The following is a 19,757-nucleotide window of genomic DNA, read 5'->3' as shown; positions in this document are numbered from 1 at the left end:
CTCCTGGGCCCCCGAACGCGAGGTCCGTGCGGAGGTGCTGGCCGCGCTGCTCCTCGACGACCCCGTCGAGCCGGCCACCAACCCCGCGCTGCGCCTGGCCGGGGCGCGCGTCACGGGCTCGCTCCACCTGGCCTTCGCCGAGATCGGCTGCCCGGTCATGCTCCAGGAGTGCGCCTTCGACGAGGCCCCCGACCTCTACCAGGCCCGCACCCGGTTCCTCAGCCTCGGCCGCTCCCGGCTGCCCGGCCTGATCGCCTCGAACATCCAGATCGACGGCAACCTGCGGCTGGCCGGCTGCCACATCACCGGCGAGCTGCGGCTGAACGGCGGCCGGATCAGCGGCAATCTCGCCATGAACGGCGCGCACCTCGACAACCCCGGCGGCGCCGCCATCAGCGCCGAGCATCTCGACGTCGGCAGCCACCTGCGCGGCCAGGACGGTTTCGCGAGCGACGGCGAGATCATCCTCACCGCCGCCAGGATCGGCGCGGCCGTGAACTTCGACGGCGCCCGCCTGCGCGCTCCCGGGGGCCTGGCCTTCGGCGCGTCCAACATGATCGTCCAGGTGGGCCTCTTCGCCCGGGACATGGAGGTGGACGGCGAGGTGAGCCTGCGTTTCGCCCGCGTCAGCGGGCCGCTCACGCTGCGCGGCTCGCGCGTGCGCAACCCCGGCGGCATCTGCGTGCGGGGCGGCGGGCTGAACGCCGAGGGCGGCCTGTTCCTGTCCCTGGTCGAGGCCGACGGCCAGGTACGCCTGGACAGCGCCGCCATCGGCCGCGCGCTCAACCTGGACGGCGCCGCCCTGCGCAACCCCGGCGGCGTGGTCCTGGCGGCCGACGGCCTCGTCGTGGACGGCGCCCTGCACGCGCGCGGCGGGCTGTCGTCGGAGGGCGAGATCAGCCTGCTCGACGCCGCCGTCTCCGGGCCCGCCCACTTCGAGGGCGCCCGGCTGGCCAACCCGGGCGGCGTGGCGCTGGCGGCCAGCGGCATCACGGTCGGCAAGGCGCTCAAGCTCTGCGAGGGCTTCTCCGCCCAGGGCCGGATCAGGCTGAGCAATGCCCAGGTGGGCAGCCGCCTGTGCTTCGACGACGCCACGCTGGACAACGCCGGCGACGTGGCGCTGCGCGCCTGGCGGCTGGAGACGCGCGAGCTGGCCATGCGCACCGCCGGGCCGATCCGGGGCACGGTCGATCTGCGCCACGCCCGCATCGGCGCGTTACGCGACAGCCCGGACGCCTGGCCGGACGCGATGCGCATGGACCAGCTGGTCTACGAGGTGCTGGAGCCCATGCTACCCGCCGCGGGGCGGCTGGGCTGGCTGCGCAGGGACTCCGACGGCTATCTGCCGAACGCCTATGAGCAGCTCGCCGGGATGTACCGGCGGCTGGGCAGCGACGCCGACGCCCGCGAGACGATGCTGGCCGGCCAGCGGCAGCGCCGCGCCACCCTGCCCTGGTATGCCCGCTTCTGGGGCCACCTCCAGGACGCCACCGTCGGCTACGGCTTCCGCCCCCTGCGGGCGGCCGGCTGGCTGCTGGCGCTGCTGGCCCTGGGCACGGTGGTGTTCGCCCTGGCCGCGCCGCCGCCGCTGAAGCCGGGCGAGGCCCCCGGGTTCAATCCGCTGGTCTACACGCTGGACCTGCTGCTGCCGATCATCGACTTCGGGCAGGAGAAGGCGTTCAACCCGGCGGGCGGGGCGCAATGGCTGGCGTACGGGCTCATCGCGGCCGGCTGGGTGCTGGCGACGACGATCGCCGCCGGCCTGACCCGGTCGCTGCGCCGGGTCTAGCCGTTCACCGCGCGCAGGGCGCCGGGCATGCGGCCGGTGAGGCGGTCGAGCGCGGCCGAGGTGGCGGCGTCGGCGGGCAGGTAGACGAGGATCCGCTGCTCGCCGCCGGCGACGTCGAGCGGCTCGCGCGCCAGGCGCAGCTCGCCGGCCTGCGGGTGGGCCAGCCGCTCCACGGGCGCCAGCCGCGGCGGCCGCGGCGGCCTGGCCAGGCGCTCGGCGAACGCCTCGCCCGCCACGAACGACAGCTCGGAGACGAACTCGGTGGCGTACGGGTCGTCGTGGGCGATCTCGAGCTTGAGCGCGGTGGCCTGCTCGTCGGCCACCCGGTCCCAGTCGAGGTAGGCGCTCCTGGCCCGCACGTCCGCGAACACGTAGCGGTAGACGTTCGGCAGGTCGCCCTCCAGCAGGCCGACCGGGCCGAAGAGCCGCTCGTAGCCGCTGGTGCGGGCGACCACGTCGCCGAGCCGGTTGAGCAGCACGGCGGGCGCCGGCTCCAGCCGGTCGAGCACCGCCCGCACGCCGGGCGTCACCGTGCGGCCGGGCGCGCGCTCGGCCCCCGGGCACAGCGCGATGCCGCCGCCGGCCACCTTGGCCAGGTGACGCAGGTGGACGCGCTCGTCGGGGGTCATGCGCAGCGCGTCGGCGAGCGTGACGAGCACCTGCATGGAGGGGTTGCGGTCGCGGCCCTGCTCCAGCCTGGTCAGGTATTCGACGCTCACGCCCGCCACCGTGGCCAGCTCGGACCTGCGCAGCCCCGGCGTGCGCCGCCGCGGGCCGTCCGGCAGGCCGACGTCGGCGGGCTTGACCTCCTCGCGGCGGGCGCGCAGGAACGCGCCCAGCTCGTTGTCGCTCACGGCCCGAGTGTACGGGGATCGCCGCCGCTCATCGTGGCCCTGCCAGGGCCAGTCTCGCCCCGGCCTTCCTCCGTCCGGCGGCGCACACCAGGGTGGGGCTCATGACGGACATGAGATTGGCGATCATCACGGGCAGCGTCCGCGAAGGCCGGTTCGGCCCCCACGTGACCCGGTGGTTCGCCGGGCAGGCGGGCGGGCACGGGCTGTTCGACGTGGACGTGATCGACCTGGCGGACACACCGTTGCCGGCGGTGCTGCCGGCCACGCCGGAGGAGCTGGCGGCGGTGGACGACCGCCCGGACGACCTCAGGCGCCTGGCCGGGCGGCTGGCGGCGGCGGACGCGTTCGCGATCGTGACGCCCGAGTACAACCACAGCTATCCGGCCTCGCTCAAGAACGCCATCGACTGGCATTTCACCGCATGGCAGGCCAAGCCGGTCGCGCTGATCTCCTACGGCGGCTACGGCGGCGGGGTGCGCGCGGCCGAGCACCTGCGGCAGGTCTTCGCCGAGTTGCACGCGGTCACGGTCCGCAACACGATCAGCTTCGACAACCACTGGACCCGGTTCGACGGCGACGGGCTGCTCATCGAGCCCGAGGGGCCCGACGGCGCGGCCAAGTCGCTGCTCGACCAGCTCGGCTGGTGGAGCAGCGCGCTGCGCGCGGCCCGGCTCACCGCGCCGTACCAGGGCTGAGAGGGTGACGGAATGCGTTACAAACTGCTGGGCCGTACCGGGCTCAGGGTCTCCGAGCTGTTCCTGGGCGCGATGACCTACGCCGACGCCTCGCCCGAGGTGCGCCGCATCTTCGGCATGTACGCCGACGCCGGCGGCAACGTCGTGGACACGGCCTCGATGTACGGCGAGAGCGAAAGCGTCGTCGGCGAGGTGCTCCAGGGGCAACGCGACCGTTTCGTGCTGGCCACGAAGTACACCGGCAGCCGCGACCGCAGCGACCTCAACGCGGCCGGCAACCATCGCAAGAACCTCGTGCTGTCGCTGGAGCAGAGCCTGCGGCGGCTGCGTACCGACTACATCGACCTCTACTGGGTGCACGTCTGGGACCGGCACACACCGATCGAGGAGACGATGCGGGCGCTGGACGACGCGGTGCGCGCGGGGAAGGTGCTGCACGTCGGCATCTCCGACGCGCCGGCCTGGGTGGTCAGCCGGGCCAACACGCTGGCCGAGTGGCGGGGGTGGACGGCATTCGCGGGGTTGCAGGTGCCCTACAGCCTGCTCCGGCGCGACGTCGAGCGGGAGCTGCTGCCGATGGCGCGGGCGTTCGGGATGAGCGTGGCGGCGTGGGGGGTGCTCGCGCACGGCGTGCTGTCGGGGCGCTACAACGCGTCGGGGGCGGCGGCCTCGCGGTTGTCGCCCGAGTCCCTGACCGGCCGGGACCGGGCGGCGGCGGAGGCGACCTTGGAGGTGGCCGCCGAGCTCGGCGTCACCGCGTCGCAGGTGGCGATCGCGTGGGCCATGCGGCGCGGCGTGCACCCGATCCTCGGCACGAGCAACGCCGAGCAGCTCAAGGACAACCTGGGGGCGGCCGGGCTGGCGCTGCCCGGCGAGGCGGTGCGGCGGCTGGAGTCGGCGGTGACGTTCGAGGCGGGCTTCCCCTCCGACTTCATCGACGAGGTGGACCGGAGCCCCGGCATCTACGGCGACGACGTCCACCTGCTCGACGGCCGCTGACCGGCCCGCACCGCCGGAGGCGCCTGATCAGCACGTTCAGCACAGGGCCATGGCGGTCTGCCACAGCCCCGGCAGCGCCGCCAGCACCCGGTCCCCGCGGCGCCGCCGGTCGGTGAACGTCTCGGCGCCCAGGTCGGCCAGCAGCTCCTGGAACTCCTCGGTGTAGCCGGTGGCCCCCGCCGCCTCCCGCTTGGCCAGGCACCGGGCGTAGGTGGCCACCAGCCAGAAGACGGCCTCGCGATGGAGGCCGCGCTCGATGAGCTCCCGGCTGCCGTCGATGGCCACCGGCCGCGCGGCGGGGGTGATGTCGGAGTCGAACCGGTAGGAGGGCACCCGCAGCCCGGCCGTGGCGTCGTACACCTGCTCCAGCGCGGCCAGGTGCGCCTTCACCTGTTCGGGGCCGAGGCCGGCGCAGCCCAGCTGGTCGAGCAGGCCCTCGTGGAAGTCCGCGCGGCCGTGCTCGACGAGCAGCTCGCGCACGGCCGCGTACCGCCGCCGGACGGTCGGGTTGCGCAGTGCGGCCACCAGCAGCACGTGCGTGGTCACCCCGGTGCCGAACAGCCAGGACATGACCTGGTCGGGCAGCGGGGCGGACTCGCTCATGCCGTTGATCCACCCGCGCACGCGGTCCATGGCGTTGGTGCACCTGGCCAGGATCCACGGGCGCTCGGCGAAGTCGCGGGCCACCACGCGCTGGATCTCGGTGAGCCGTCCCGTCGGGTCGGCCAGCACGGACGGGAGGTGGAAGCTCCCGGCCAGGTGGTAGTCGCTCAGGACCTCGTGCGTGGAGCCGATCGCGGAAATGGCGGAGACTTCGAGCAGCACGCCTTCGTAGCTGAACTTCCCGAGGGCGGCGGACGGGTCGGCGACCACCATGACATCCACGTCGGAGGTGGGCGCCAGCTCATCGTCCGGCCGCGCCCACAGCGCGGATCCGGTCAGGAACGCGCCGCCGAACCCGGGCAGTGCCGGGCCCTCGGCCTCGACCCACTTGCGCGCGACCTGTCTGGCCTGCTCAATCCGCATCCACTTCCTCCCGATCTGGGCTGCGGCGCGAGGTCCTGATCAGGACGAACGCACCCAGCACGACAAGCCCCGCCAGGCCACCCCAGATCCAGCCGGGGACGCCTGCCGACGTCGCGGCCTCGTTGCCGGCCGCGGCGGAAGGCTCGATCGCCGCCCCGGAGCTCTGACCCGTGGACGGCCCTCCTGTCGCAGGACTCTCGCCGGCGGGCGAGGATGAAGATGATCCTTTCACGTTGAACGGGATCTCGCCCTCGATGGGGTGACCGTCCGAGGAAACGACCCGCCAGGCGATCACGTACGCGCCGGGCGCGAGTGGCCCGGTGACGTCGGTGAGCACCTTGGGGCCGTCGAGGCGCGGCTTGCCCAGAGCGATCTCCTTGCCCGCCGCGTCGTGCAGCACGACGAACGGGAACTTGACGCCGGCGCTGTACTCCAGCTCGATCTCCTCGACGGAGGAGAGCTGGGCGTCCCTGGCCGGCGAGCTGCGCTTCAGCGTGTCATGGGCGAACGCCGGCGAGGCGGGAAATGTCAGAAATGTCAGAAGAAGGGCGCAGGCGAGGGCCGCCGCGCGGATGGGGCTCGGCAGTGATGCCATGATCGGTCTCCAGGAATGGTCTTCCGGACCACGCCCGTGGCGCCGTCCGGAGCACAGGCAGGGGCACGCGTCACGTGCGGACGCGCCGGGAGGCCCGGCCGGAATCCGCTGGCCGGGCCCTTCAGCGGCGATGCCGCGGCGCGGCGGGCGGCCCTCGCCTGCCGACCGCGCTGGAGATGATCCGCTCCCCGCACACGGGGACGTCGGAGACCACCGGCCACCACGACGGCGCGGTGACCTCGGGCGCGGTGGTGACGAGCAGCGGGATGACCGGGCGCGGCGCGGCGTACAGGCGGATCATGAGCCACAGGGCGCGCTCGCCGCGGTGCAGCCACCACGCGGTCAGCGCCGCCACCGTGAGGTGCACGATCACCATCCCGGCCGTGGCCCCGGCCGCCGGGTGGGCGTGCGCGGCGGCGCTCGCGGCGCCCGGCGAGAGCCGCTCGAAGAGCTGGTGCAGCACCGCCTGCGCGCTCAGGGTCGCGGCGAGCACGGCCGCCGCCCCTCGCTCGCGCCCGTCGATCAGGTACGCCAGGCCGAACGCGGCCAGCACCCCGGCCAGGTAGACCCAGAACGGCACGAGAGCGCCGCCCGCCAGCGCGTGGCCACCCGCTGAGACCCCGCCGCAGACCGTCGCGAACACCACGGCCCGCGACGACCGCAGCACCGAGGAGGCCCCCGGCGCCGTCGCGGCCGGGACCGTCGTGCGCCACGGGACCCGGGTCGCGGGCGCGCGGGACGGCGCTGCCGGCGGTGCGGACCATGGCGCGGAGGACACATTGGCCATCCTTACACAGGGTTCGGGCGCCCCCGCAGGTTCACGGCGCGCGTGCCCGGGCAGCGGATGAGGATGGACACCGCCCCCACCGAGGGTCTGGACCTGGAACAGCTGGTCCGCCAAGAATTACGCGATGCCGGATTCACCGTCGAGCCGTCCCTGATGTCGCTCGACGGCGGGCTCGGCGTCTGGCACGATCCCACGCGCGGTGTGGTCGTCACCTGGGGCACCTCGGCCGAGCAGCGACCGGCGAACCATCTCGTCAAATACGCGACCATCCGCGCCGCGGTCCAGCTCGCGCTGCTGACGGTCCTGTCCGAGGCCGGGCATCACGTCAAGGAGGACTTCAGCGGGCTGGAGCTGATCGTCACGTCCTGACGCCGCGCAGGGACCGGCCGGCCTCGTGCAGGTGGCGAAGCGCCTGGCCCCACGACTCGAACAGGCCGCATTCCACGTAGTCGACGCCGAGCGAGCGGCAGTGGTCGCGGACGATGGGCTGCGCCCTGCGCAGGTTCGCGGTGGGCATGCTGGGGAACAGGTGGTGCTCGATCTGGAAGTTCAGCCCGCCGAGCGCGGTGTTCACCAGGCTGCCTCCGCGCACGTTCCTGGAGGTCAGGACCTGGCGGCGGAGGTAGTCCAGCTCGTCCTCAGCGGTGAGCACCGGCATCCCCTTGTGGTTGGGGGCGAAGGTGCAGCCCAGGTAGACGCCGTAGCAGGCCTGGTGCACGGCCAGGAACACCAGCGCCATGCCGGGCGGCAGCACCAGGAAGACCGCGCCCACGTACGCCAGGACGTGCGCGGACAGCAGCAGCCCCTCGGCGGTCCTGCCCTTGAGCGTCTTCCTGCGCAGCGCGCGGAAGCTCGACACCTTCAGGTTCAGCCCTTCGAGGGTGAGCAGCGGGAAGAACAGGAACGCCTGCCAGCGGCCGATGAACCTGGGCAGGCCGCGGCTGGCCTCCGCCTGCCGCTCCGACCAGATCAGCACGTCGGGCGAGACGTCGGGATCGTGCTCCTCGTGGTTGGGGTTGGCGTGGTGGCGGGTGTGCTTGTCCATCCACCAGCCGTAGCTGAGGCCCACGGCCAGGTTGCCGGCGACCAGCCCGGCGAGCCTGCTGGTGCGCCGCGAGCGCGAGATCTGCCCGTGCGCCAGGTCGTGGGCCAGCAGGGTGACCTGGGCGAACGCCACGGCCAGCAGCACCGCTACGGGGATCTGCCACCAGGAGTCACCGACGATGGCGAACAGGGCCCAGCTTCCGGCGAACAGGCTCGTCACCAGGCCGATCCTGACCGCGTAATAGCCGGGCCGCTTGTCGAGCAGACCTGCCTTGGCGATGCGGCGCGACAGCTTCGCGAAGTCGCTCCCCCGCTCGCCCGATGCCGGAGCACGAGGGCTCTCTACCACAGTCACATTTTTCTCCGATGCTGCCGAGTCGTAGGTGATCTCTCATCAGCATCGCGAGCGCAGCGGTTCCGCGAACCCCCGCTGCCACCCGTTCTCGTGGTAGTGCAGGCCCCACCATGAGTCGCGAACGATGCCCCCGCCGCCTGGGGATAGGGCCGGCCCATCGCACTCAGCGTGGCACTGGACGACCTCACCTCGGCGGAATGGCGAGCGGCGGGGGCACCAGCTCAGGTGAGCTGGAGTGCCGGCATTCGCGCCGGGGCGGCTGTTTCGCCGAGTATATGCAAGTCTGGACGGAAAGCCGCCAAATAGGCGTCCCGGTCGCGGAAGGTGGCGGCCAAGGCGTCACCGTAGTCGATCAGCTCCTTGTGCGCGTGCCTGCGTGGCTCGTAGCGGACTTCGAGCAGCCGGTCGAGCAGGTCCTCGTCGCCGTCGGCCGCGCAGATGACGTCGGCCAGGAGCTCCGCGTCGTGCAGGGTGTAGCTCATCCCCATGCCGGTCATGGGGTGGCAGGCGAACGCGGCCGAGCCCAGGAGCGCGGCGTTCCCCTTGTGGTAGGCGGCCACCCGCAGCGAGGAGACCTTGATCCGCTGCCAGGTGGCGGGCTGGAGCGCGTTGAAGGCGTCGGAGCTCTCCGTGACGAACTTCTTGAGCTCGTCGATCAGCGCCGGGATGCCGTCCTGGAAGATCTCCTTGTCCTCCTCCGGGGGCAGGCCGACGAACACCCTCGCCTGGTCCCTGTTGATCGGGTACAGGTAGGTGAGCCAGCCTTCCGAGCTGAAGTAGAGCCGGTTGAGCTGCGCGACGCTGGCGGTCAGCGGCACGGTGGCGACCCTCATGATCAGCCGTTCGTACGGCATCGTGCACTGCTCGATGTCGAGCGCCTGGCGCACGGCCGACTTGGTGCCGTCGGCGCCGATCACGACGCCGGCCCGCAGCTTGCGCCCGTCGGAGAGGGTGAGCTCCTCGACCCGGCCGTCATCCATCGCGATGTCGTCGATGGCGGCGTCGAACCAGAACTCGACGCCCTCCATCGCGCAACTGGTGTAGATGAGCTCGACCAGCTCCCGGTAGGGCCGGATGAGGAAGCCGCCCTCGGGGAAACGGCACTCCCTGATCGGGTCGCCGTCGTGGTAGTAGCGGATGGTGTCGCGTCTGAGGCCATGGCGTTCGACGAGGTCCGCCAGCCCGTGCCTGGCCAGCACCCGAAGCCCGGGAGGCTTGAGGAAGTCGGCACCAGCGCTGGGGACCGAGGGTCCCTGCTCGATGACGACGACGTTCTGGCCGCGGCGGCCCAGCAGCAGTGCCAGGAAGCAGCCGCCGAGCCCGGCGCCGACGATGGCTACGTCGCACGATGTGGTTGCCATGACGAGAGCCCTTCTGATGGTTGAACTAGTGCGTGGGCCCGCGAGTGCCGGCGAGCGGGCCGGGTTCGGCCGTCCGCGGTCTCGGGACCCTGTTCAATGGGGGGTCCGATGAGGGGTCCAATGGGGTCGCCATCGGGGGAGTGCGGGTCTCGACAGGCAGCAGCGCGTCCGCCTCCGCCGCGACGGTGGCGAGGGTCATGCGCAACTCCAGCAGCATCCGGCGCGGCACTTTGATCATGACGTCGCCGGGGTCGGTCCGCAGCCGGGTGATCTTGGTGAGTGCTATCGCGCCGATGAGCACGGAGATGCCCACGCACATCGCCAGCGCGCCGGCCAGGCCGGACAGGGGGCCCGGCATGAACGGGTGGTCGATGACCACCGACACGACGGACACGCCGACGGCTCCGCCGACCATGCGCGCCATGGTGGCCGCGCCGACCGCGGAGGCGTACTGGTGGGGACGGGCGGCCAGGGTGGTGGCCACGGAGGTGCCGGGCGCGAGCGCCCCGACCCCCATGCCGACCACGACGCTGGCGATCAGGCCCCACACGGTGGGCCCGGCCTGCGTCAGGACGAGCACGCACGCGCCGCCGCAGAGCAGCGACCCGGCGTAGATCAGCCCGTACGCGCCGACCCGCTTCACCATGCGCCCGGCCAGGAAGCTCGTCACGACCACGGCCACCGACGTGGGAGTCAGCCACATGGCCACCTCCAGCATCGGGTAGCCGAGGTGCAGCAGGTACAGCGGCTGCACGGTCAGCAGCCCGTACGACAGCGCACCGAAGCACCACGTGGCCAGCCAGCCCCAGACGAACCGGGGACGCCGCCACAGTGCCAGGTCGATCGCGGGCAGGCGGTGGTGCCTGGCCTGCGCGAGCGCCCCGCCCAGCAGGGCCAGCGCGGCCAGCGCCAGCCACAGCACGTCCATGCCCCAGGCCATGGCCTTGGAGATGGCCAGCACGATGACCGCGATGCCCGCGGCCAGCAGCCACGCGCCGAGCATGTCGGGCAGGCCCCTGGCGCCGGCGCGCTTACCCGGCGGAAGCGCGAAGCAGGCAATCAGGAGCGCGACGCCGATGATGACGTCGGGTACGAACAGGGCCCGCCAGCCGACGGCGGCGGCCAGCCAGCCACCGCCCGCCTGCATGAGCAGGCAGCCGAGCCCGGAGGCGGAGCTCCACAGCGCGATCGCGCCGCGCCGCTGCGACTCCGGCAGCTCTCCGAGCAGCAGTCCGAGGCTGGCCGGGATCATCGCCGCGGCACCGGCGCCCTGGACGGCACGTGCGGCCAGCACGTACGACCAGGAGTCGACGGTGACGGTGGCGATCCCGCCCAGCACGAACACGACGAGCCCGACGGCCAGCACCCTGCGCCGGCCGAACAGGTCGGCCCAGCGGCCGGCGGTGGCCAGCAGAGCCGCGATCGGGATGAACGCCGCGCTGGTCAGCCAGACCAGGTCACCGAGCGGCATGCCGGCGCCGGCGGGCGTGTAGCGCAGCACTCCGACTGCCAGGGTGGTGGCCGTGGTGTCGGCCATCACCGTCAACATGACACCCGCGCCGACCAGCCGCAACATGACTGCGTTGCGGCGGCCTCCGCCGGCCGTGCTGGTCCCCCTGACGGCCGCTGGTGACGGACGCACGTGGACACCTCCTTGAGAGCTTCGGTCCTGTCCCTCCGGCTTCCCCGGCCCGCACACTCCGGCGGTGCGGGCGGTGAAGCGAGTGCGCCTGGTTCAGGCGCCGTACCGGCCGGGCGACAGCAGGCCGTCCGGGTCGAGCGCGGTCTTGAGCCGGTGCAGCATGCCGAGCCCGGCGGTGCTGGTCTCGGACCAGACGTCCGCGGCGGCGTGGTCGATGTCGGAGCGGTAGATGGCGCAGCCGTGCCCGCGCAGCAGGCAGTTGCCGTCGTTGCGCAGCTGGTGCGCGCGGTAGGGAGCGTCGGGAGCGCCGCGTTCGAAGAAGATCTGGATGACGCCGTTGGCCATGTGCCGGCTGACGAGGTTCCACTCGACCATGAGGGCGGTGGTGTGCGCGTCCACGGCCGTCTGGAGCGCGGCCAGGATGTGCTCGGTCCTTCTCGCGTGCATCGGCATGAGCGGCAGCAGGGCCAGGAAGCCCATCTCGCCCTCGTCGATCTGGTCGCAGGAGGTCACGCCGAGCGCGTTGTGCACGCCGCGGCAGGTGGGGATGCCCTGCGCCATGAGCGCTCTGGGGTAGAGCGGGTCGTCGGAGCTCACCTCGGCGGCGTCGACGACGCGCAGCGCCTCGGCGCCCTCGACCTCGATCAGCGCCTTCCTGAGCAGCTCCTCGGCCAGCTCCACCGTGGCGTCGCTGCCCATGAGCGGCCCGAGGATGGTGAACAGCCCGGGGTCCACGCCGGCCGGCAGCATCCAGTCGCCGTGGCTGGGCACGAGCGACAGCTCGCGTACGCGCAGCAGCCCTTCGGCGGGGTTGCCACGGCGCAGGAACCCGGAGACCGCCCCGAGCGCGATGCCGACCTGGTCCCGCTGGAGCCTGCCGTGCACGAGCCCGATGGTCTGCGGGCGTGGCACCAGCGCGACGGCCATGGCGGTCACGATGCCCAGGTTGTGCTGGATGAACGCCCCTGTCAGGTCGGGCCCGGCGACCCGGCCGTGGTAGCGCCCCGACGGGTCGAGCCCGCCGGTGGTGATCACGCTGCCGTCCGCGAGCACGGCCTCGATCCCGGCCACGTCGTGCACCCGGGAGCGGATGCAGCCGTCGCCGCGGTCGAGCGCGTTGCCGATGACGGAGGTGTCGGCGCAGGAGGCGGTGACGTTCAGCATCCACGGGGTGTCGCGCAGCACCTCGGCGAGCTGCTTCTGGGTCACTCCCGGCTCGATGACGGCGAAGCCGGCCTCGAGGTCGAGGCTGCGCACCCGGTTCATGCCGCCGAGGTCCACGACGACGTTGTCGTCGGTGATCGGCATGGCCGAGCCCATCCCCCAATTCCGGCCCGTGCTGATCGGGTAGAGGCGGCGCTTGGCGGCCATGGAGGCCCGTACGAGCGCGCGTACCTCGTCCAGACTGCGCGGCGCTTCTATTCCCGCTATGGAGCGTGGTTGGTGGCCTCCGACATCACGCGGCCTCAGCTCCAGTCGCGATAGTCCCTGCATGACTCTCCTAGAAGGGTGAGATATCGCTGTTTTTCCGGCTTCCGGGGGGAAGCCGCCGGGGCACACTTCAGGCAGTGTGCTGGAGCAGGTCGTCGATGGAGCCGATGGCCTGGTTGGACATTTCCCTGATGCCGAGCAGCCGCTCTTCGACGTAGACGTCGGGTTCCGCGGGGGTGATGGTCTCGGGGAAGTCGAGCGTGCCGCGCGGTGCGGTCTGCGCGGGGACGTCGTGCACGCCGTATGGGTGGCGACGGGCTCGGGCTGGCTCGGTGTCGCGCCTGGCGCGGGCGGGAAGGTGCGGGGGGGTTCGCATGACGGGAGCTCTCCTACCGGACTCGTGTGGGGTTTTCCGGGCGACCGCTCGCCGTTGAGCGGATCGAGGTCAGCGTGCGCCCTCCTCGTGGCCGAGGTGTTCGGCCCGCGGAGTGGCGGCCGCGGGGGTCGCCCGCGGCACGCCGTGGTTGATGACGCTCGCGGCGATGCGGCGTTCCGCCAGCCCCATGTGGGGACGGCCGACGCCGGCGGAGCTCGGCCGTGCGGCGGCCGAGCCACGGATCATGGAGCTGGCGTGCACCCATCGGCGTGACTCGGCCAGCACGTCTCTTTGCGCGCGGCGCAGGTCGCGGTGCCGCGCGTACTGCTCGCAGACCGCCCGCGCCAGCACCCTCGCCATGATCAGGTGCTCTTCGCAGGCGCCGGCGACCTTCGACTCCAGCCCGACGACCTGGGCCAGGAGCAGTTGCAGGTGCGGCAGGCCCGACCCGCGGTCGAACCCGTCGAGCTCGGCCAGCCGCTCGGGCCAGCGCAGCCGCCGCTCGATCGACGCGCAGACCTCTGTCGCGACTTCGGCGGCGGGTTGGTCGTCCGGGCTGCGCCCGTCGAGCTGCACGGCCCGCTGGGCGGTGTGCTCGAAGTCGGACAGCCTGCGCAGCCCGCTCTGCAGCAGGCGTACCCGGTTGTGCAGGCACGCGGCGCTCCAGCCGAGGACCAGCAGGCGGTCGGCGTCGGCCTCGCAGTGCCAGCCGACCAGCGCCACTTCGCGGGCCATGCGGTGATAGAGCACCCACGACTCAGGTGCCTCGACCGGCACCGGGGTGTCGATCCAGACCTGCAGGCCGCCGGGCGGCACCTCACCGATGCCCACGTCCACGCCGTCGGGCGCAACCCTCGTGCAGATCCGCTGGACCACCCGCTGCTGCGCGGCCGTCTCCGGCGCCGGCGGCACCGGGCCGGGCAGCACTCGCTCTGGGGCCACTCTCGCCCGCGGCTCGATGCTCATACGGGCCACCTCCAGACCCTAGGTCTCCTCGACCTACGTAAATTGACACTTAATAGTGCCGTCCCGATCGTCGTCAGGAGGGGGTTTTCTGTCAACTGGCACTTAACGAGAACGGTATGGTTCACCTGCCGCCCAGGTGGAAGGCCCCGCGAACGGACGACTTACGGCCGGGGAATACCGGGTTACAGCCCGTGAGTCATCTAGAGTCCGTACGGTTCGGTGATCGTGGACGGCAGGCGAGGAGCAACGCGGTGGCGATGACAAGAGCCGTGGTCGTGGCCGTCTCGGCCGCCGCCGTGGCGCCCGCGGTCCCCGCCGCGGCACCGGCTGAAAGCGATTACTGCGTGCTACCGGATCACTCCCAGCAGTCCGCCCAGACCGGGGCTTACCTGATCGATACTGCTTCCTCACTAGACTGGATTCATCCCAATCCGCCGCCCCTGATGCGGGAGCCTTCGGCCTCCGAACGGCTGGACTTCGCGGGATTCCCGAACGTCTCCGCCCTCGACGTGGCCGGGCCGCACGGCGCGCCGGCGCAGAAGGTGATCACCACCTTCACCACGAACGTGGACCAGGTCGTGACCCTCACCAACGAGGCGGCCGTCTCGACCGACGGCGGGCTGAGATTCGGGCCGTCGAGCGCGACACCGTTGCGCGAGGCCCCGATCCAGCTGCTCGACGGCCGGTTCTTCGCGACCGAGTACTATCCGCGCCGGACCGGGCCGCACACGGCGACGCTGGGCATCCTCACCTCGTCGGCGCTGCACGACGGCGAGAGCTGGGTGCGCTCGGAGGCCGTCCTGCGGACGCCCGGCGACCTGCTGCCCGGCGGGGCGGCACACGGGGTGCCGATCCAGCTCGCCGACGGAACGATCCTGGTCACGGTGTACGCCCGCTACAGCGACACGGGGGCCTACCAGGCGGAGGTGTACGCGAGCCGGGACGGCGGCCGGACGTTCGACCGGCGCGGCGTGATCGCCCCGCCGGAGCCGGCGCCCCCGCCCTCCGGCTCACCGCCCGACTCGCCGCCCAGCTCTCCGCCGGCTCCGGTGCCCGGCTCGGCGCCCAGCCCGGCGCCGGGTGCGGGCGCCGTGGCGCCCGCGACCGGTTTTGTCTACAACGAGGCGAGCATCGCGCAGACGGTGGACGGCAGCCTGCTGGCGGTGCTGCGCCGCGACGGCGGCCGGTTCTCCACGCTGCACCAGACCCGCTCGGCCGACGGCGGCCGCACCTGGGCGCCGGTGCGCGAGCTGCGCTTCTCCGGCCTGGACTGCGTGGTCCGCGGCGTCGCCCCCAAGCTGCTGCTGACCCCCGGCGGCCTGCTCGTGCTGAGCGCGGGCCGCCCCGACAACTGGCTGGCCGTCTCCCCCGACGGGCTCGGCGACGAGTGGCGCGAGCCGCGCGTGACCTACCACAACCGCGACGGGATCTGGGGCACGCACGGCTCCTCCGGCTACACCGGGATCGCCGCCGTCGGGCCGCACCGGCTGATCCAGGTGTTCGACAACTGCAAGCTGCCGGGCGTGCGCGACGACGACGGGCTGCTCAACGAAACGGCCTGCCCGGCCCACGGCCGCTTCGAGAACGGCGGCTGGTACGCGATCAAGCGCCACCTGTTCACGCTGACCCCGCCCGCGTCCGGCCGGCTGGACCTGGCGGCCATGCGGCGGCGCGGCGAGCTGGAGGTCGAGACCACCATGCGCTGGACGGCCCGCGACCGGCGGCGGACGGGCCCCGGCGGGGCACTGGACGGCAGCACCGGCTACTGGTCGAGCGCCGTCGCCCGTGGCCGCGGCCGGTATGTGCTGCACCTGGACCGCCCGCACGCGCTGACCCTGATCGGCCTCAGCCTGCGCCCCGGACACGCGGCCAGTGCCCGGGTGTACGTCTCCGGGAACGGGCGCTCCTGGGGCGAGCCGATCGTCACGATCACCGGCAGAACCGATTATGCGCTGCGTTATGACTCGCTGGCGCGGACGGCCCGGCACGTCAAAATAGTGACCGAGCCGAGCGCCGCCTGCGAAGCGGAAATAGGGAAATCCTGCAGCATGCTCAACGAGGTCGAGCTGTACGCTTCTTGAACGCCACTCGAAAACGGCTGCCCAGGTTCAGAGCCGAATGCGCCGGACGCGATTTCGCATCCGCGTCCGGCGGGACATCGGCGCAGTTCAGCAACCCGGCGGCACCGTCAGCTGAAACGCGAAAAAGTGCCGTGCCCGGGAATCGGGAAAAGACCTGGAACGGCGCCAGCGGGGGCGCTTCCCGGCGCCCCCGCATGACGGCTCACCGCTCCGGCGGCATCTTCTTGTCGTGCCCGCGGAGTTTCCCGCTCGGGTCCCGGGTGACCCCGTCCTCGTCGATTTCCACCCGTTCCTTGCGCACCTGGCCTTCCACCGTCTCCTCGTGCTGCACGCGCTCCTTGTGAACGTGGATGCGCTCGACGGGCTTGGTCTCCTTGCCGACGACGGCGCGCTCCTCGTAGAGCGTCACCTCCCGCTCCTCCTCGCCGATCTCGTACTTGCCGGTCATGTCGCCGTCGCGGATGACCTCGCGCTCGATCACGATCTCCTCGTGCGAGAGCGGGATCTTCTCCGTCACGTTCTGGGTCTCGACGTACTTGCGCAGGCGTACGTGGCCCATCTCCCGGCTTTCCTTGCCGACGTGGAGCTGCTCCTCGGACCTGGTGATGTCGAAGTCACCCTCATCGGTGCGGCCGGTGCGGCCCGTTCCGGCCATGCCGGTCATCCCGGCCTTCCGGGCGTCATCCGTCATGCCGGTACGGTCATCGCGCATGCCCTCGCGCATGTCCTCGCGCCGATCGCCCGTGATGGGCCGCTTCGTGCTGGGCTCACCGGCACGCTGGCGCGGGATGCTCGACGGCTGCATGCCGTAGTAGCGATAGAGGTCGGCCTCTTCCTCCAGGGACAGGCGGCCGTCCACGTCGATGTTCGGGGCGTCCTTGATCATCTCCTTGTCGAAGGGGACGCGGATCTCCTCCCCCGAGCGGCGGGCGTTGGCCAGGGGCACGAAGGTCTGCTTCATACCGAAGAACCCCGTGCGTACGGTCACCCACTCGGGCTCGCCCGTACGATCGTTCAGGTAGACCTGGCCTACCTTGCCGATCGACTGCCCGTCCGACCCCATCACATGGCAGTCGAGCAGGTTCCGGATCTCTGTCTGCATAGCCACGACGATCCCCCCGATGCATTCGTCCTGGTTCAAAAGGGACAAATACCCCAGATCGTCACAAATCCACACATGTGTGGCTGTTTTTTCTATTCCTTCGAGTGGGCCTTGCGCAGCACGGTCAGGTGCTCCTGGAGCTTCGGGGCCGTGGACTTGGCCAGCGCGACCACCGCCGGGGAGGCCCCGCCGGAGATCTCCTTCTTCGTGGCCGCCAGCGCCGCGGTGTGCGCCTTGATCATGCCGGCCACGAAGTCCAGGTCGAAGTCCTTCCCCGTCGCGTCCTGCAGCCGCACCATCTCGGCCCGCTGCTCGGCGGTCGGCGAGGTGGGGAGCTGGACGCCGAGCTGGGTGGCGGCCTTGGTGACCTTGGTGTCGAGCGCGGTGTGGTCGTCGACCAGCATCTTGCCGATCGACTTGACCTCCTTCGTGGTGCCCTTGCCCTGCGCCAGCCGGCCCTCCTGGACCTCGGCCAGGTTGCCCTGGTGAATGGTCCGCAGCCAGTTCTTGTCCTGCTCGGAGGGAGGCGTTTCGGTGTGCGGGGCCAGGGCCGCGGTGTCGGTCGCCAGCTCGCCGGCACAGCCGGTGAGCACGGCCAGGGCCACAGCGGCCGATACAGCGGCCGTTACCGGGGCCGACACGGAGGACAACACGGAGGACAACACGGAGGACAACACGGCGGTCGGCAGGGATAGGCGAGTGCGCATGAGCATTCCTATGACATAGTGAGACGGCTCCGACACCGACAGTAACCGTCATGGTGGCGGCCACCTGGCATTCCGGCTGCCCGGCGCGTCCGGCGCCTGCCGTGCCCCTCGCAGGGCCTCATCGACACGCGCGCCGTCGTCGATAATGGCGAACGCCCTTCGGCGGGTGTGACCGCACCCGTCCCTTGATCATCAGGAGCACACGACCCCATGACGCCGCCCGCACCGCGCACCCCGCAGCAGCGCAAGCAGGACACCCTCCATCGGCTCGAGAACGACGTGGACGCCTGGGTCGCCACGGCCGGTGAGAGCGGCGGGAGCCCGTACATGGTGCCGTTGTCGTTCCTCTGGGACGGGGCCACCCTGCTGATCGCCACCGCGACGGCCACCCCGACCGCGCGCAACCTGCTGGCCACCGGCCAGGCCCGACTCGGCGTCGGCCTGGTGCGCGACGTCGTCCTCATCGAAGGGACGGCCACGGCCGTACCGGCCGGGGAGATCCCCGCGGAGCTCGGCGACGCCTTCGCCGCGAAGACCGGGTTCGACCCGCGCGAGTCCAGCAGCCCCTACCACTACTTCGCCATCACACCGCGGCGCCTGCAGGCCTGGCGGGAGGCGAACGAGCTCGCGGGCCGCGACCTCATCCGCGACGGCGAGTGGACCGTCGCCTGACGAGTGGACCGTCGTCTAACCGGAAAAGCGCACCACCAGGTCGGTGTGGCGCTTTTCGACGACGATCCCCGCCTCGGGCGCGGGCCCCAGATCCGCCCCGCCACCGGGTGCGGGACGCGGGTACGCCTCGATGCGGAGGGTGCCCGTGTCCGGGCGGCCCGCCTCGTTCCAGGCCGTGACGTGCGCGGCCAGGTCGGCCGCGAGTTCCCCGCCGCCGGGTCCGTGGCCGCGGGCGACCAGCGGCTCGTCCCCCATGAGCAGCGCGATGCCGTCCCCCTCCACGAGCCCCACGGTCGCGCCGTACCCGTGGCCCAGCTTCCCGCTCAGCATGCACCAGCGGGGCTCGTGCAGCGTGAGCCACAGCGCGACGGACATGCCCACCGCCGTACCCACCGCCGGGCCCGCCACCGCGGACGACGGCAGCCCGGCCACCTCGGTGCCGGCCTGGACCGGCGGGGCCTCTAGCGCGCCGAGCACGTCGCCGATCTCGCGCGGCCCCGGTAGCGACAGCATCAGCATCGGGTCCGCGCGCAGGACCACGTTCACCTCGGGCCCGGCGAACGGCCCGCGCATCCGCATGAACCCGCACGGCACCACCGACCGGCTCACCCAGTGCCCGCCGGACCGCTCCATGGCCACCGACGCCTGCACCCCGCGCAGGTCGAGCGGCACGACCAGCCGCCCGCCCGGCCCGAGCTGCGCCAGCCAGGCGGGCGCCAGGTCCCACACGCCCACCGTGGCGATCAGCCGATCGTACGGAGCCCGCCCGGGAAACCCCTCCACGCCGTCCGCGCACACCACTTCCACCCCCGGCAGCCCGGCGGCGGAGAGGTGCCGCCGGGCCTCGACGACGATGTCCTCGTCGAGGTCCACGCTCACCACGTGCCCGCCGGGCCCCGCGAGCCGGGCCAGCAGGGCGGCGTTGTAGCCGGTGCCCGCCCCGATCTCCAGCACCCGGTGCCCCGGCTCCACACCGAGCTGGTCGAGCATCGAGGCCATGATCGCGGGCTGCGACGACGAGCTGATCGGCCGTCCCTCCTCGTCGCGCTTGGTGACGATGGGCTCGTCGCGGTAGGCGTTCTCCGGATCCACGCCGGGCAGGAAGAGGTGGCGGGGCACCGCGAGCAGGGCCTCCGCCACGCGCTCGCTGATCTCCTGGCGCTCGCGCAGCGCCGCCACCATGGCTTCCCTGTGCGTCGCGTAGTCCATGGGCCTCATTGTCCACTCGGCCGATGGCGTGCGAGATCGTTCGGGGAATTCAGGAAAAGAAACAGT

At 72.0% G+C, this 19,757-nt stretch carries 19 protein-coding genes; 6 read left to right on the top strand and 13 right to left on the bottom strand.

The window, feature by feature from the left end; translation table 11 throughout:
* Positions 1–1,789: hypothetical protein (locus ETD85_RS65935; RefSeq protein ID WP_170246874.1), on the top strand; the 1,789-nt coding region annotated here is incomplete at its 5' end.
* On the opposite strand, the gene ETD85_RS28075 is transcribed toward ETD85_RS65935, so the two are convergent.
* Positions 1,786–2,643 (bottom strand): helix-turn-helix domain-containing protein, encoded by an 858-nt coding sequence (locus tag ETD85_RS28075; protein ID WP_138692785.1) that lies wholly within the window; start codon positions 2,641–2,643, stop codon positions 1,786–1,788. The two genes, ETD85_RS65935 and ETD85_RS28075, sit on opposite strands and share 4 nt — an antisense overlap.
* A gap of 101 nt (positions 2,644–2,744) precedes the next feature.
* Between ETD85_RS28075 and ETD85_RS28070 the strand changes: the two genes are divergently transcribed.
* Together ETD85_RS28070 and ETD85_RS28065 are read left to right on the top strand one after the other, a co-directional pair.
* The gene (locus tag ETD85_RS28070) at positions 2,745–3,338 is read left to right on the top strand and encodes an NADPH-dependent FMN reductase (RefSeq protein WP_138692784.1); all 594 of its coding nucleotides are present in this window, start codon (positions 2,745–2,747) and stop codon (positions 3,336–3,338) included.
* A gap of 12 nt (positions 3,339–3,350) precedes the next feature.
* Positions 3,351–4,337: an aldo/keto reductase gene (locus tag ETD85_RS28065; protein WP_138692783.1), complete on the top strand. Its 987-nt coding sequence runs from the start codon at positions 3,351–3,353 to the stop codon at positions 4,335–4,337.
* A gap of 36 nt (positions 4,338–4,373) precedes the next feature.
* Here ETD85_RS28065 and ETD85_RS28060 read toward each other — a convergent pair whose 3' ends face one another.
* The 3 genes from ETD85_RS28060 to ETD85_RS28050 all read right to left on the bottom strand — a co-directional run bounded on the left by ETD85_RS28060 (position 4,374) and on the right by ETD85_RS28050 (position 6,736).
* Complete coding sequence (locus ETD85_RS28060) at positions 4,374–5,363, bottom strand: hypothetical protein (RefSeq protein ID WP_138692782.1); 990 nt, start codon at positions 5,361–5,363, stop codon at positions 4,374–4,376.
* Positions 5,353–5,958, bottom strand: coding sequence for a copper resistance CopC family protein (locus ETD85_RS28055; protein WP_138692781.1), 606 nt, complete (start codon positions 5,956–5,958; stop codon positions 5,353–5,355). Before ETD85_RS28055 ends, ETD85_RS28060 begins: the two co-directional genes overlap by 11 nt.
* A 121-nt stretch (positions 5,959–6,079) precedes the next feature.
* Positions 6,080–6,736, bottom strand: coding sequence for a hypothetical protein (locus tag ETD85_RS28050; protein ID WP_170246873.1), 657 nt, complete (start codon positions 6,734–6,736; stop codon positions 6,080–6,082).
* Positions 6,737–6,808: 72 nt separating this feature from the next.
* Here ETD85_RS28050 and ETD85_RS28040 point away from each other — a divergent pair, with 72 nt between their 5' ends.
* A complete protein-coding gene (locus tag ETD85_RS28040) occupies positions 6,809–7,114 on the top strand; it encodes a hypothetical protein (RefSeq protein ID WP_138692778.1) in 306 nt (101 codons plus the stop codon).
* Here ETD85_RS28040 and ETD85_RS28035 read toward each other — a convergent pair.
* From ETD85_RS28035 to ETD85_RS28010, 6 genes are all read right to left on the bottom strand, one after another.
* Entirely contained in the window at positions 7,104–8,144 is a 1,041-nt protein-coding gene (locus tag ETD85_RS28035) for a fatty acid desaturase family protein (protein ID WP_240779467.1), read from the bottom strand. The two genes, ETD85_RS28040 and ETD85_RS28035, sit on opposite strands and share 11 nt — an antisense overlap.
* Before the next feature lie 221 nt (positions 8,145–8,365).
* Positions 8,366–9,505 carry an FAD-dependent monooxygenase gene (locus tag ETD85_RS28030; RefSeq protein WP_138692777.1) on the bottom strand — a complete coding sequence of 380 codons (1,140 nt, stop codon included), beginning with the start codon at positions 9,503–9,505 and terminating at the stop codon, positions 8,366–8,368.
* 25 nt (positions 9,506–9,530) lie between these two features.
* Positions 9,531–11,147 carry an MFS transporter gene (locus ETD85_RS28025; protein ID WP_138692776.1) on the bottom strand — a complete coding sequence of 539 codons (1,617 nt, stop codon included), beginning with the start codon at positions 11,145–11,147 and terminating at the stop codon, positions 9,531–9,533.
* Positions 11,148–11,240: 93 nt separating this feature from the next.
* Positions 11,241–12,641 (bottom strand): FAD-binding oxidoreductase, encoded by a 1,401-nt coding sequence (locus ETD85_RS28020; RefSeq protein WP_138692775.1) that lies wholly within the window; start codon positions 12,639–12,641, stop codon positions 11,241–11,243.
* Between the two features lie 67 nt (positions 12,642–12,708).
* A complete protein-coding gene (locus ETD85_RS28015; RefSeq protein ID WP_138692774.1) occupies positions 12,709–12,954 on the bottom strand; it encodes a hypothetical protein in 246 nt (81 codons plus the stop codon).
* Between the two features lie 69 nt (positions 12,955–13,023).
* Positions 13,024–13,920, bottom strand: coding sequence for a hypothetical protein (locus tag ETD85_RS28010; RefSeq protein ID WP_138692773.1), 897 nt, complete (start codon positions 13,918–13,920; stop codon positions 13,024–13,026).
* Between the two features lie 443 nt (positions 13,921–14,363).
* On the opposite strand from ETD85_RS28010, the gene ETD85_RS28005 reads away from it, so the two are divergent.
* A complete protein-coding gene (locus tag ETD85_RS28005; RefSeq protein WP_170246872.1) occupies positions 14,364–16,001 on the top strand; it encodes a sialidase family protein in 1,638 nt (545 codons plus the stop codon).
* Between the two features lie 202 nt (positions 16,002–16,203).
* On the opposite strand, the gene ETD85_RS28000 is transcribed toward ETD85_RS28005, so the two are convergent.
* Positions 16,204–17,103, bottom strand: coding sequence for a DUF2382 domain-containing protein (locus ETD85_RS28000; RefSeq protein ID WP_206058640.1), 900 nt, complete (start codon positions 17,101–17,103; stop codon positions 16,204–16,206).
* 92 nt (positions 17,104–17,195) lie between these two features.
* Positions 17,196–17,744, bottom strand: a complete 549-nt coding sequence (locus tag ETD85_RS27995) for a DUF4142 domain-containing protein (RefSeq protein ID WP_170246871.1) — start codon at positions 17,742–17,744, stop codon at positions 17,196–17,198.
* A 276-nt stretch (positions 17,745–18,020) separates the two neighbouring features.
* Here ETD85_RS27995 and ETD85_RS27990 point away from each other — a divergent pair, with 276 nt between their 5' ends.
* Positions 18,021–18,482 (top strand): pyridoxamine 5'-phosphate oxidase family protein, encoded by a 462-nt coding sequence (locus ETD85_RS27990; RefSeq protein ID WP_138692769.1) that lies wholly within the window; start codon positions 18,021–18,023, stop codon positions 18,480–18,482.
* A 15-nt stretch (positions 18,483–18,497) separates the two neighbouring features.
* On the opposite strand, the gene ETD85_RS27985 is transcribed toward ETD85_RS27990, so the two are convergent.
* The gene (locus ETD85_RS27985; RefSeq protein WP_170246870.1) at positions 18,498–19,691 is read right to left on the bottom strand and encodes a methyltransferase domain-containing protein; all 1,194 of its coding nucleotides are present in this window, start codon (positions 19,689–19,691) and stop codon (positions 18,498–18,500) included.
* Positions 19,692–19,757 lie beyond the last annotated feature (66 nt).

The sequence above is a fragment of the Nonomuraea zeae genome (genome assembly GCF_005889725.1).
Classification (GTDB): Bacteria; Actinomycetota; Actinomycetes; order Streptosporangiales; family Streptosporangiaceae; genus Nonomuraea; species Nonomuraea zeae.
The sequence above is the reverse complement of the archived record's forward strand: the minus strand, read 5'-3'. Positions and strand labels throughout refer to the sequence as shown.